This is a genomic window from Leptolyngbya sp. FACHB-36 (genome assembly GCF_014695955.1).
Classification (GTDB): Bacteria; Cyanobacteriota; Cyanobacteriia; order Leptolyngbyales; family Leptolyngbyaceae; genus FACHB-36.
Map to the genome: position 1 here is coordinate 1 of NZ_JACJPG010000310.1, position 11848 is coordinate 11848.

The 11848-nt window shown below is 51.2% G+C and carries 14 protein-coding genes; 7 read left to right on the forward strand and 7 right to left on the reverse strand.

Annotated features, from left to right (window positions below; translation table 11 throughout):
• Window positions 1-326: helix-turn-helix domain-containing protein (locus H6F43_RS08475; protein ID WP_242025437.1), on the reverse strand; the 326-nt coding region annotated here is incomplete at its 3' end.
• A gap of 100 nt (window positions 327-426) precedes the next feature.
• On the opposite strand from H6F43_RS08475, the gene H6F43_RS08480 reads away from it, so the two are divergent.
• Window positions 427-1185 carry an SDR family oxidoreductase gene (locus H6F43_RS08480; protein WP_190342358.1) on the forward strand — a complete coding sequence of 253 codons (759 nt, stop codon included), beginning with the start codon at window positions 427-429 and terminating at the stop codon, window positions 1183-1185.
• A gap of 83 nt (window positions 1186-1268) precedes the next feature.
• Here the strand turns inward: H6F43_RS08480 and H6F43_RS08485 are convergent, their stop codons facing one another.
• The 3 genes from H6F43_RS08485 to H6F43_RS08495 form a co-directional block, all read right to left on the reverse strand.
• Entirely contained in the window at window positions 1269-1934 is a 666-nt protein-coding gene (locus H6F43_RS08485) for a TfuA-like protein (protein WP_190342359.1), read from the reverse strand.
• A 99-nt stretch (window positions 1935-2033) separates the two neighbouring features.
• Window positions 2034-2687 carry a M24 family metallopeptidase gene (locus H6F43_RS08490; protein WP_190342360.1) on the reverse strand — a complete coding sequence of 218 codons (654 nt, stop codon included), beginning with the start codon at window positions 2685-2687 and terminating at the stop codon, window positions 2034-2036.
• A 183-nt stretch (window positions 2688-2870) separates the two neighbouring features.
• Window positions 2871-3563 carry a DJ-1/PfpI family protein gene (locus tag H6F43_RS08495; protein WP_190342361.1) on the reverse strand — a complete coding sequence of 231 codons (693 nt, stop codon included), beginning with the start codon at window positions 3561-3563 and terminating at the stop codon, window positions 2871-2873.
• Window positions 3564-3629: 66 nt separating this feature from the next.
• Here H6F43_RS08495 and H6F43_RS08500 point away from each other — a divergent pair, with 66 nt between their 5' ends.
• Window positions 3630-4187 (forward strand): TetR/AcrR family transcriptional regulator, encoded by a 558-nt coding sequence (locus tag H6F43_RS08500; RefSeq protein ID WP_190342362.1) that lies wholly within the window; start codon window positions 3630-3632, stop codon window positions 4185-4187.
• A 10-nt stretch (window positions 4188-4197) separates the two neighbouring features.
• Here the strand turns inward: H6F43_RS08500 and H6F43_RS08505 are convergent, their stop codons facing one another.
• The 3 genes from H6F43_RS08505 to H6F43_RS08515 form a co-directional block, all read right to left on the reverse strand.
• Entirely contained in the window at window positions 4198-4563 is a 366-nt protein-coding gene (locus H6F43_RS08505) for a response regulator (protein ID WP_190342363.1), read from the reverse strand.
• Window positions 4564-4705: 142 nt separating this feature from the next.
• Window positions 4706-5215 (reverse strand): isoprenylcysteine carboxylmethyltransferase family protein, encoded by a 510-nt coding sequence (locus H6F43_RS08510; RefSeq protein WP_190342364.1) that lies wholly within the window; start codon window positions 5213-5215, stop codon window positions 4706-4708.
• Window positions 5212-6174 carry an aldo/keto reductase gene (locus H6F43_RS08515; RefSeq protein WP_199290219.1) on the reverse strand — a complete coding sequence of 321 codons (963 nt, stop codon included), beginning with the start codon at window positions 6172-6174 and terminating at the stop codon, window positions 5212-5214. Before H6F43_RS08515 ends, H6F43_RS08510 begins: the two co-directional genes overlap by 4 nt.
• Before the next feature lie 331 nt (window positions 6175-6505).
• Here H6F43_RS08515 and H6F43_RS08520 point away from each other — a divergent pair, with 331 nt between their 5' ends.
• The 5 genes from H6F43_RS08520 to H6F43_RS08540 all read left to right on the forward strand — a co-directional run.
• The gene (locus tag H6F43_RS08520; protein WP_190342365.1) at window positions 6506-6838 is read left to right on the forward strand and encodes a hypothetical protein; all 333 of its coding nucleotides are present in this window, start codon (window positions 6506-6508) and stop codon (window positions 6836-6838) included.
• Between the two features lie 59 nt (window positions 6839-6897).
• Window positions 6898-8334: a BCD family MFS transporter gene (locus tag H6F43_RS08525; RefSeq protein WP_190342366.1), complete on the forward strand. Its 1437-nt coding sequence runs from the start codon at window positions 6898-6900 to the stop codon at window positions 8332-8334.
• An 88-nt stretch (window positions 8335-8422) separates the two neighbouring features.
• The gene (locus H6F43_RS08530) at window positions 8423-9445 is read left to right on the forward strand and encodes an alpha/beta fold hydrolase (RefSeq protein ID WP_190342367.1); all 1023 of its coding nucleotides are present in this window, start codon (window positions 8423-8425) and stop codon (window positions 9443-9445) included.
• Window positions 9446-9799: 354 nt separating this feature from the next.
• Window positions 9800-10924 (forward strand): DNA topoisomerase IB, encoded by a 1125-nt coding sequence (locus H6F43_RS08535; RefSeq protein ID WP_190342368.1) that lies wholly within the window; start codon window positions 9800-9802, stop codon window positions 10922-10924.
• A gap of 229 nt (window positions 10925-11153) precedes the next feature.
• Window positions 11154-11848: hypothetical protein (locus H6F43_RS08540; protein WP_190342369.1), on the forward strand; the 695-nt coding region annotated here is incomplete at its 3' end.

Consider the following 11848-nt stretch of genomic DNA (forward strand, 5'->3'; position numbering starts at 1 on the left):
CGCTGTAGTTCTTCAATCGAATCCAATATCGGCATAAAACGCAGTCCAAAGTCTGTTAGCCGATACTCCACATGCGGCGGCACCGACGGATACACAACCCTTTCTAGAATGCCTAATCCTGTCATGCGGCGAAAATAGTAATTCTGAACTTTAGAGGTTAAACCAGTCAATTCTCGCTCGATCGCGCCGGGACGACAAATTCCTCGACGAATCAGTCCCAAAATTCGCAGTGACCATTTACACCCAAACACAGCCTCCACGATCTCTGCCACATCTGGCAATTCTTCCGAAACTTTTCCGTCTTGGAACGACTGCATTTCTTTCATAAAAGTACCCTACCTGACAAAATTGTGCCTGCTTGTGAGCATTTCTGCCACCTCCTATGCTCTTGATTGCAACACGCCTAAAGCAATTAAGGAGAGAGCCATGAGCCTGAAGAACAAAGTCGTAGTAATTACCGGGGGCGGTAGTGGGATTGGTGCTGATGCCGCGCACGCTTTCCATAAGATAGGAGCAAAAATTGTTCTCAATGGGCGGCGTGAAGAGCTACTGGCTCAGACAGCCCACACGATCGACCCAACAGGTGAAACGGTCATCTATGTAGCAGGTGATATTGGACAGCCTGAGACGAGTCAAAGCATTGTGAAGCTGGCAGTCGAACGATTTGGTGGCGTAGATGTGCTGCTCAACAATGCAGGCGTTTTTCAACCGAAACCCTTTCTTGAACACACTGAAGCGGACCTTGACGGCTATTTGAATTTACTGCGAGGCTACTTTTTTATGTCACAGTCTGCGATCGCTCAAATGCGCCAAGGGAGCGGTGGCGCGATCGTCAATGTTGGCTCGATGTGGGCAAACCACGCGATCGCGGCAACACCCTGTAGTGGTTCTTCAACGGCTAAAGGTGGGGTCCACGCCCTGACGCGCAATCTCGCCATTGAATTTGCACCTGACCAGATTCGGGTTAACGCGATCGCGCCAGCGGTTGTCGAGACGCCGTTGTTTGACGCTCTACTAACACCAGAACAGCTCGCGTCTTTCAATTCGTTTCATCCATTAGGGCGGAATGGGCAAGTCAACGACATAACCGCCGCCATTTTGTTTTTGGCAGATGATGCTTTCTCTAGTTGGATTACTGGCGTTGTTTTACCTGTCGATGGTGGCGTAACCGCAGGACGAAACTGAGCGCGGTTAACTCTTATGGTGGGGTACTTCTCAACTATCCCACCAAGCCTTGGGCAATTAAAAATTGCGGTTTTATAGAAGCCTTAAAGACGACAAGCCAGCTGCAGCGCTAATTTAGCATCAGAGTGTTTAACACTGTTAGAAGCCAAGGCAAGCCGTAATAATTCACTGGTCGTCTTATCTAAAATGCTGCACGCCAATTGTAGAATGACATCCAGGCTCCGTTCAGTAAAAGGTTGTGCCTTAATCGCTTGAATCAGTAACTGAGCATTTGTCGAAGATAACACTCGATCGCCTACTAGCTGCTGTAGAGCATATCGCACTTCAACGACAGCAACGGTAATACCTTGATAACCAAATTCCTGCGGCAGATGTAGAATAATAAGCTCATCATTTCCCTGTAGGATGCCAGCTCGAAACCAGTCAAAAACTTGACCCACTCCGACAACACCAAATTGACTGAGTTCAGCCGCGTATGCTGCTCCCATACTAGCAGCGCCAATGATTTGCACTCCAGCATTTAACGCCAGAAGCAGTTCTTGAGGCTTGACAGCAGGTACAAGATGGTCGCGACCATCGAAGTAGTAGCCATCCAACAACACTAGGACTTCAGGTTTCTCATCTAGTGCAGCAGTGACGTCACCATCTTGAGCAGGGGGTCGAATTTGCACCTGTTCTAGAAGTAATTTCCAGGATAAATCCGGTGATTTAGGCAGAGAAGGTCCTGCAAAAGTAATAATTCTAGTCATACAAGAAAGCTCAAGTTTATGCCTTTTTAGTAGACAAGAACATACCAGTAATTGGTGAAACTTCCAAGCGCAACATGATTAACGTCCTCTTAAGTGAACTTATGCTAGAAGATCTTCAAAAAATGCTCCAAACGGTTTTTGTGGATGTTTGATTTGAATTTCCAGAACCCAGAGATTAGGAGAAGGACAAAAAGAGGTTTCTGCTAACTTCCCACTGTGATAAGCAGTGTGAGGAAAATCAGCCAGCCGATGCCCGTTCATGCTCAAATTCAAAAGCCAACCCAGTTCTTGAGCCGTCTGCTCAGCAAACTGATAGAGTTCATTGCCAGTCAATTCATCCACTTTCCACTTTTCTGCCACCTGCTCAAACACTCGCCTGACATCCGTAGAGCAACGCAGCATTTCTGCATCAGTTCCAGTGACGAAGGTATTGCCTGCATCGCCCTCATAGCCCTGCCAAACTGGAGCAATATCGATGAAGTAAATGTCATCTTCTTCTAAACGAACGTTTGGTTCTGGAGTGTCAAACAAGGTTTTTACGGTATTACAACCAAAGTGAACATAAGGTTTATGCCAACCTTGTCGAGTTCCCATCTCGTGTAAAGTGGACTTCGCTATCTCATTCGCTTCTTGCTCTAGCATCCCCACACTAATCTGTTCTGATATTTTCTGAATTGCTTCCCATGTTTTTGTGCGGGCGGTAAAAAATGCTTCATTGGAAAAGTCATTTTTGCGTTTTTCAATTTCATTCATCTGGTTTGTTGACACTGCCTTCATTCCTTGTTTAGTTTGTTTCTAGAAAAGCCGATTTGCGCTAATTGTTATTCCAGTTGGGCAATGAGATCGCGCAGGGGTATTAGCATGCTGCTAAATTCCGTATTAGAGTAGCGAAGTGGAATGTGCTGCGGAGAATTTCCATTTTCTAAAAGCTCAGGTTTATGCAGCATTGCTAACTGCTGCGACCGTCCCATGCCCAACTACTTCAATGTCGGCGCGGTAAAGGTCATAGGCTTTTTGATATTCCATTGTCCGTGCAACTTCATTCACAAACGCATCATCGTACCCAGCCCGTTTAAGCAAGTAGAAACCCATTTCCATTCCTGAGGCGATCCCCCCTGCGGTGATAATTCGTCCAGCATCGACGAGGCGCGATCGACGAATGCGACAAGCCGGGGCGATTTCTGCCAGCCGATCAATTGGAACTTTGCCAAAATTAGAGGCTTCGAGGCGATCAGGTTCTTTCCGATTGGTGGCAGGCAGTCCATCAAGTAAGCCGATCTTGCCGTAGATCCAGGAGCCTGTGCAGACGCTGGTGAGCAGACAAGACTCTGGCAGTTGACGGATGAAGTGATGCAGATTGCCATTGTGTAGCTCTTGTCGAGTTCCAAACCCGCCGGGGATTAGAAACGCATTCATCGACGGGCGATCGATGAATCCATAGTTCGGTAACACAGTCAACCCTGCCTGCGTTTGCGTCGGGCGTAGGGTTTCGCCAACGAGAAAGACATCCAACTCTGGGTCAAAACGTCGCGCCACAGAAAACACACCGTAGGGAGCCGCATAGTCAATCACTTCAGCATCCTTAAAAACATAGATCCCCAAACGAAAGCCTGCAATTTTCTGAGTCATAAGCTACCCCCTCTTATACTGAACGTTCGTTAGAATGTCAACCAGTAGCGATCGCTCTTTCAATTAATGCTCAGAGAAGAACTTGTAAGTCAGTTAGTCGATGCGTTTCGGTTGTATGGCTACGACGGTGCGAGTTTGTCCTGTTTGTCAAAGGTGACGGGGTTGGGCAAAACCAATCTTTATCACTATTTCCCAGGAGGCAAGGAGGAAATGGCTAAGGCAGCACTGGAGCGAGTTAATACCTGGTTGGAGACCTGCATTTTGCAGCCTCTCAGAAGTAAGGCAGCGCCGCTCGACAAGCTACAGGTGATGTGCGATCAGGTGATCAAATTCTTTAACGAGGGACAGAACTCCTGTCTATGGGCTGTTTTAGCTTTAGAACGATCGAGCAGTGATCTCTTCCACAGCCAAATTAAGTTGGCGTTAACCCAATGGATTGATGCAATTACAGCCGTACTTGAGGAAGCTGGATTGGAAACTCAGTTAGCCAGACACCGTGCTGAAGATGCTATCTTGCGAATTCAAGGTGCTTTGGTGTTAGCGCGAGGGTTAGATAACACTACTCCCTTTCAACGCACGATGCAGACACTGACATCTGACTTACTTGAACCTAAGCTGGGTTGAGGTTCGCCGCTCATTTGTTAAGCAGGCGCTTCACGGCTGCTAGCAGATCGGGTGGGTGGTAAGGTTTGGTGATGTAGGCGTCGGCTCCCTGCTTCATGCCCCAGTAGACATCGAACTCTTCCCCTTTGCTGGTGCACATAATGACAGGGACATTCCGAGTCGTGGGCTCACTTTTTAGCCAGCGACAGAGTTCGTAGCCATTCTTGCGCGGCATTACAATGTCCGTCACGACTAAGTCTGGAATACTGACTTGAATTTTGGCGATCGCTTCTTCCCCATCCGCCGCCTCAATTACGCTGTAGCCCTCGTATCTCAGGTGCTCCGAGACCATCTCCCGCATAGTGGGGCTATCATCAACGATTAAAACTTTACTCATAACTCCCAGAAGCTCAGCGACTTGAAGCGTTAGCGGTTCGGAGTCCTGTTTAGACGCTACGGCTCCAACAGAACAACACCCGTCAGTTGATGCTCAATATGATTAGAAACAGAATCGACCCACCGCAGGCATCCTAACACTTCTAATACAGCCACGGAATTAGCTTTTTTACCTGGCTCTGGTAAGTCTCGTACTCTGGGTGGCGATCGCGTAGCCAGCGCTCCTCGCGGCTTGCCTTGGCATTAAAGAAAAGGAACAGGACGATCGTCCCCACCAAATGTGACAGGCTAACCTGGTAGAGCGTCCAACTTAGCGCCGCTAGCACAACGCCACTGTAGAGCGGATGCCTGACGACGCCGTAGACCCCAGACTGCACCAGTTCTCCGTCGTCTCTGGGATGCGGTAGCGGCGTCAGATTACGTCCTAAATCAAGCAGCGACTTTAGCAGCAGCACCGAGGCAATCAGCCCCAGCACGGCTGCCCCTATCCAGATGCCAACCTGCTCAGACGGGGTAAGTACGAGTCCATCCAGACGATATACAGGCAGCACCGCAAACGCAATCAGCAGCACTGCCTGTACCAGAACCCAATACTCGCCCCGCTGTCCCTGCCAGCTTTGAGTGCTAAAGCCCCAATTGGTCAGAAGTTTCATCGCCAACGCTGCGCTACAATACTCAACCGTTCTACTTCTTCTGGTGTCAAATTCCAGCCTAGCGCACCCGCGTTTTGCTTAGCTTGGTTTGCGTTCTTTGCACCGGGGATCGGCACGGCTCCTTGCGCCATCAGCCAGTTGAGTGCGACTTGGGCAGGAGTCCGCTGATGGGCACTGCCGATTTCTTGCAGTGCATTAATCACGGGCGCAATTTTCTCCAGACCTTCGCGGCTGAAGCGGTTGTCAAGACGACGAGCACCTTCGGCTTTTTCTGCCCGATCGGCGCTGTACTTCCCGGTCAGCAAACCCTGAGCTAGCGGGCTATAGGCCAAAATCGTAATGCCCAGTTCCCGTGCGCTGTCAAGAATGCCATTGGTTTCAATCTGGCGCGTAATGAGCGAGTAGCGCACCTGATTCACCGCTAGAGGAATGCCGCGTGCCGCCAGATAGTCGTGGGCGCGGCGCATTTGATCGGCGGAATAGTTGCTGACGCCGATCGCCTCGATCCGTCCCCGCTCTACTTCATCGGCTAGCGCATTCATCAGCGTTCGCTTGCCCATCAGAAAATCAAACGGCATGTGGACTTGGTAGAGGGCAACGCGATCGACCCCCAGTCGATTTAAGCTGACCGTTAACGCATCCGAGACAGCTTCGGCATTCCAGCGCCAAAACCAAGGGAAATACTTTGTAGCAATTTGAATCGGCTGACTCGTTTCCCGCAGGAACTGCCCGATCAGTCGCTCGGAGTCGCCAGAACCGTAGATTTCAGCCGTGTCGAAGAACGTAATGCCGGACTCAACGGCAGCGTGAAATGCTTCGCGCACTTGGTCTGCACCGTAGTCTCTGCCGTAGCTCCAAAACAGCTTGTCGCCCCACTGCCAAGTGCCAATGCCCAACGCGGGCACAACGGGACCATTTTTGCCTAGCGTAGCGGTTTGCAACGTCTGAGAGTTCGTCATAGATTTTCATTAATAATTCGACACATACCGAGTGTAGCGTTCATAACAGCCACAACCTTGGTACTGAAGGCGGATGTTTAGCGCAGTTTTTAGCACAATTTCGCAAGCGGAACTTAAACCAATTCTCTAAACTCCAGCTACCAATCAAACCACTAAATCGTAGGCGCACTCCAGCTTCCGCAATTCCGTAGCTTGCTTCTCGCGCAGCGAGTATTCCGAATTGCGAATTCCGAATTGATATTAAACCGACGCTTGGCACTCCGGAATAGCTGTGGTCGATCGTGATCTAACCTTGTGACCACCCTCTGCGTTCTAATTGCACCCATTCACTATGAGTCGATTGTTAGGTTTAATCCTGCTGCTCGCTGGACTTTATTTTCTAGGTCAGAACATTATGTTTTCGACCTACTACAGTCCGTTTTTCTGGCGCAACCTTCCAGCGGTCGGAGCCGTTCTTTTGGTCATGGCGGGCGTTGTGTCTCTGCTTCTACTGCCTCGACAGACGGGCAGTTTCGGATGGCTCCTGCTAATTTTGGGAATCGTGCTGGTGTTTATAAGCGGCGGCGTTTTTCTGAAGCCGACCAGCCTGTGGAATTTTGCGATCGCCTTTGGTGCATTGATCAGTGGCTACAAGCTGCTATCTGAAGGTCGATTGCGCTTCTAGCCGAGAAGCTCCATTGGACCCTATGCTTGAACTAAACAACCGACATTGCGGATGCGTTTATGCCAAGCAGCAATTTTTCTGACGCACCAGACACTCTAAAGCAAGACACTGGAAGAGTTTCCACGATCACCCTCCTGACGATGTTTCGTCTGGGCCTGTTTCAAATGGGCTTGGGGATGATGTCGGTGCTGTTTCTGGGCGTGCTGAACCGAGCGATGATCGGCAATCTGGCGATTCCTGCCACGATCGCGGCAGGGGCGATCGCGGCGCATCAGCTTGTCGCACCCGCGCGCGTCTGGTTCGGGCAAATGTCTGATGCCAAGCCTTTGTTTGGATTTCATCGCACGGGCTATGTTTGGGTCGGAGCCGGAATGTTTGCCTTCATCGCCTTCGCGATCGTGCAGATTATGTGGCAGTTGGGCAATGCGGTCCGCGTCGCTGGTTGGACGGCTCAAGCCTACGGTTGGGTTGGAATTCTGGCGGCAGCGTTTGCGCTGTACGGTTTGGCGCTGAGTGCGGGGTCTACGCCGTTTGCGGCGCTGCTGGTGGACGTGTCCGATGAAACAAATCGCCCGAAGCTCGTGGGCGTTGTCTGGTCGATGCTGATGGTGGGGATTGTCATTGGGGCAATTTTAATCAGCGTCTTGCTGCGACGACTGACGCTGGACACGCCGATCGAGGTGCTGCAAGCGTCAATTAATCGGGTGTTTGTGATTGTTCCGGCGATCGTGTTTGGGCTGGCGGTGCTGGCGACGGCGGGCGTGGAGCGTAAGCATTCGCTGTACCGCTCGCGATCGTCGCTAGCCGATCGGGAAGACAAAATTACGTTCGGTCAAGCCCTACGAGTGCTAACCGCGAGTCGCCAAACTGGAATCTTCTTCACGTTTCTGCTCGTGATGACAATCAGTTTATTTATGCAGGATGCGGTGCTGGAACCCTACGGCGCAAAGGTCTTTGGCATGGAATTTTCGAAGACGACGCTGCTTAACGCTTTTTGGGGCACGGGCACGCTAATTGGCATCAGCAGCGCCGGGTTTTTTGTTGCACCCCGACTTGGCAAACAGCGCACAGCAAAACTGGGCTGCTTACTCGTGGCGACCTGCTTTGTACTGCTGATTCTGTCGGGTTTTACAGGCAGAGAAACCGCGCTGAAAGGTGTAGTGTTTTTGTTTGGGCTTGCCTCTGGCATTACGACGACTGGAGCCTTGAGCCTGATGCTCGACTTAACGGCGGCAGAAACGGCGGGAACGTTCATCGGAGCGTGGGGCTTGGCACAAACGCTAGCGCGGGCAGTGGCAACCGTAGCGGGCGGCACGGTGTTGGATGTGGGCACTCGGCTGTTCGCGTCGCCTGTACTAGCTTATGGGCTGGTGTTCGCGCTACAGGCCGTGGGAATGATTGCGGCGGTTGGGTTGCTGAATCGGGTGAATGTCGCAGAGTTTCAGGCAGACGCAAAGGGCGCGATCGCCCACGTGATTCAGGGCGATCTGGATTAGCGCGATCGCTCAAACACAGGCAGATACTCGAGCGACGCGCGATCGCCCTTGAGAACTGTTGTCTTTTTATGTACTACCTACGGATGCTATGAACTGGACTGCTGACTACGCCACCCAGATTGACACCCTGATTACTCGAACAAGAGCGCGTGAGGCGGCGCTTGGGTTGCGAGACAGCACCTGCTACTCCCGCTTCTTTCTGCACCCTGCCCCTACTGCAAAAGTCATTCTGTTTTTTCACGGGTTTACAGCGGTGCCAGAGCAGTTTGTGCCGATCGCCCAAGCCTTGTTTCAGGACGGCTACAACGTGCTGATTCCGCTGCTGCCGGGGCACGGACAGGCAGGCGACTGGGACCGCAGCACGCCACCGCCGCTGCCAGAGAATGAATTGATTTATCAAGAATTCGGCTTGAACTGGCTAGAACAGGCTGCATCGCTCGGCGATGCCGTCGTTGTCGGTGGGCTGTCTGGAGGCAGCACGCTGGCGGCATGGCTGGCGCTGGAATCTCCGCAAACGATCGATCGAGCGCTCCTGTTTGCGCCGTACCTCAGCAACAGCAAACGACTGCTAGACTGGTTCGTCGATCGGCTGAATGTTTACTTTGAGTGGCAGTCGGGACCGGACGTGGCAACGTTTGGCTACAAAGGTTTTGCAGTACCTGCGCTGCGGGTGTTTCTAGAAATGGGAAAAGAGGTGCTGAAGCGGGCAGAAACGAATCTAGCGGCACCGCTGCTGATTGTGTCTAGCGAGAACGATCAAGCCGTGGGAATTCAGGAGCATCAAGACCTGTTTCAATCGGCGCTTCGGTTTCAACCTCGCTGTTGGTATTACTACTTCGATCGCGAGTTAAACGTGCCGCACAACATGATGACCCAAGCCGAGGGAAATCCGTATGCCGATCGGGTCATTGAGCTTGCCAAAGCATACTTGAATAGCGACCTTGTGTGGAGCGAAGTGCAAGCTGTCCGTGAGTTAGTTCAGCAGGGCTACGAGTTTGATCAAGCGATCGCGCGATTGAATCTAGAGCCGCGCGCTGCGTCTAATCTTGCTGCGTTCGTTTCTTCCTTGCAAGTTCCATCGAGCAGCGCCGAGTCCAACCGCAATGAATAGCCCTTGCTAGACCAAGACATTCGCAATTGGAGAAGTTTGCCACAAAAAAGACAACGGCTTCAGAGAAAATACCGATCGCTGACGCCTCAAAGCCGCCTTGCTCGAATGCGTTATCCATCTGTTCAACTGCAACGCGATAAACTCGCCTCCAGTCGTCATACAAAATCGATCGTCTACTGCGACGCTTGGTCTACAGCTCTAGCGATGCTCCTGCAATCAATCTCCATCCTGCTGCCTATGCGCCCATACTTTACTGACCTGCTCTTTCCTTATGTCTATACTTTCGTGTAGATTTCGTCACGTTCTAAATTCGATAGAGTTGCTGCATGTAACGGTGAACACCATCGAGTCGTCATGCAGCTTCGAGTCCCCAAACGATCGGTTCAAAAGCATATTCAGGCAGTTGTAACGGCAGACCCGATCGAGGCAGCAGAAGCGATCGGACTGCAATACGTCAACGATACAAGTCCCGGTATTCAGCGCAAGCGATCGGGCAAAAAAGGCTTTATCTACATTGGTCCTGACGGTGAGCGAATCCGCGATCCCGAAGAGATTCGGCGCATTGATTCACTAGCGATTCCGCCCGCCTATCAGAACGTGTGGATTTGCCCCTTGCCGAATGGACACTTGCAGGCAACCGGACGCGACGCCAAAGGTCGCAAACAGTACCGCTATCATGCACTATGGCGATCGGTTCGGGACCAAACGAAGTTCACCCGCATGATTGCCTTTAGTCAGGCGCTTCCCAGTCTGCGGCAGCGGCTAGACCACGACCTTTCACTGTCTGGACTGCCCAAGGAGAAAGTGCTGGCAGCAGTTGTGCGGCTAATGGAACTGACCCGCATTCGCGTTGGAAATGAGGAATACGCTCGCACAAACCAATCCTACGGACTCACTACCCTGCAAGACGACCATGTGAATATTGCGGGTTCTAAGATTCAGTTTCAGTTTCGAGGAAAAAGCGGTGTTGATCACGACATTGAGCTGAACGACAAGCGACTGGCACGCATTGTCAAACGCTGCCAAGACATTCCCGGACAGGATTTGTTTCAGTACATCGATGAGCAGGGACAGCCTCAGAGCATTAACTCCAGCGATGTGAACAACTATCTGAAGGAAATCACAGGGCAAGATTTTACCGCAAAGGACTTTCGGACGTGGGCAGGTACGGTGCTAGCCGCGCTCGAACTTGACGAAATTGGTCGCTTCACCTCACAAACCGCTGCTAAGAAGAATCTGACTCAGGCGATTAAAACTGTCGCGTCACATTTAGGCAACCGTCCTGCAACCTGCCGCAAATACTATGTGCATCCCGCTGTGCTCGATGCTTATCTAGACGAGTCGCTGCACGAGATGATGCAGAAGCATACGGGTCAGGTTATTGAAGATCTTCACGCGCTGCGATCGGAAGAACTTGCTGTCGTAGCGTTGTTGGAGCTTCAGCTTGTGCGGGAGTTGCAGAAACAAGCTGCCTCGTAGTTAGCTGACGCACTCTCCTGCTCACCTGTGCAGCGTACGTTGCACAGGTGAAATTGTTTTAAACGGCTTAAAGGCTAAGAAGAATACCACAGAGTTGCAGTGATATGTCTATTGATACAAAACTTAGCCTTACCCTGGGACAGAGGGTGAGTTGTGGCTGGGTTAGTAGGATGGACATATAGCAAGTCTAGCTATCCGTCAATAGCGATTCAACAAAAGTATAAAGTCGATGTCACTGAACGTCTATCCAGAAGCTACGCGCTCGATCGAGCCTGCTCCTCAGCCGACCGATCTTGCAGTTGCAGTTACAAAGCTCAGAAGCCAGATTTGGGCATTTGGCGTTCCGTCTTGGCTGTTCGGAGTTGCCGATCGGAGCCTAGCCGCTTTTACTGATGGATATGTATCTGCAATTGAGCTAGCACAGCTTTTCACTGCCGCCTTTTTCTTTGTTAGCTGGCTCTATCTAAAGCCAGAAGAGGTAGACAGCAGTGAAGACGATCGCGTCAGTGCCCTTAACCCGATTCGCTGGGACACGATTCTACAATCGCAGCGGTCCTACCTTTATCCAATGTGGTCGCGGATGATGGAGTTGCGCGACCAGCATTTGATTAGCCAGGACTACGTTCTGTCGGTTCCGTATCTCTGCCAGATTTATCACCTGCTAAATCTGAAGCATCTGGAATCGGTGCATAACTTCAGCTTGAATAACCTGCGAGTCATCAAGGTCAGCGAGCTTCAGCAGACCAGCATCGGCGGTAGAGTTAAGTTTCAAACGGTTCTAGACTCGCCCTTCAACATTCTGCGCATTTGGCGACAGCCGATCGTTGAAGTCGATTTGATTCTGCACAGCCCATATAGCGTGGAACTGAGCATTCCAGTCTATGGTGATAAGCGAATCACGGTTCTTTTCAACGCGCTGCCGAT

What these genes read in the sequence shown, in the direction of transcription:
- H6F43_RS08480 (WP_190342358.1), top strand. Translation starts at nt 427, where the DNA reads ATGAGCCTGAAGAACAAAGTCGTAGTAATTACCGGGGGCGGTAGTGGG.
- H6F43_RS08485 (WP_190342359.1), bottom strand. Translation starts at nt 1,934, where the DNA reads ATGACTAGAATTATTACTTTTGCAGGACCTTCTCTGCCTAAATCACCG.
- H6F43_RS08490 (WP_190342360.1), bottom strand. Translation starts at nt 2,687, where the DNA reads ATGAATGAAATTGAAAAACGCAAAAATGACTTTTCCAATGAAGCATTT.
- H6F43_RS08495 (WP_190342361.1), bottom strand. Translation starts at nt 3,563, where the DNA reads ATGACTCAGAAAATTGCAGGCTTTCGTTTGGGGATCTATGTTTTTAAG.
- H6F43_RS08500 (WP_190342362.1), top strand. Translation starts at nt 3,630, where the DNA reads ATGCTCAGAGAAGAACTTGTAAGTCAGTTAGTCGATGCGTTTCGGTTG.
- H6F43_RS08505 (WP_190342363.1), bottom strand. Translation starts at nt 4,563, where the DNA reads ATGAGTAAAGTTTTAATCGTTGATGATAGCCCCACTATGCGGGAGATG.
- H6F43_RS08510 (WP_190342364.1), bottom strand. Translation starts at nt 5,215, where the DNA reads ATGAAACTTCTGACCAATTGGGGCTTTAGCACTCAAAGCTGGCAGGGA.
- H6F43_RS08515 (WP_199290219.1), bottom strand. Translation starts at nt 6,174, where the DNA reads ATGACGAACTCTCAGACGTTGCAAACCGCTACGCTAGGCAAAAATGGT.
- H6F43_RS08520 (WP_190342365.1), top strand. Translation starts at nt 6,506, where the DNA reads ATGAGTCGATTGTTAGGTTTAATCCTGCTGCTCGCTGGACTTTATTTT.
- H6F43_RS08525 (WP_190342366.1), top strand. Translation starts at nt 6,898, where the DNA reads ATGCCAAGCAGCAATTTTTCTGACGCACCAGACACTCTAAAGCAAGAC.
- H6F43_RS08530 (WP_190342367.1), top strand. Translation starts at nt 8,423, where the DNA reads ATGAACTGGACTGCTGACTACGCCACCCAGATTGACACCCTGATTACT.
- H6F43_RS08535 (WP_190342368.1), top strand. Translation starts at nt 9,800, where the DNA reads ATGCAGCTTCGAGTCCCCAAACGATCGGTTCAAAAGCATATTCAGGCA.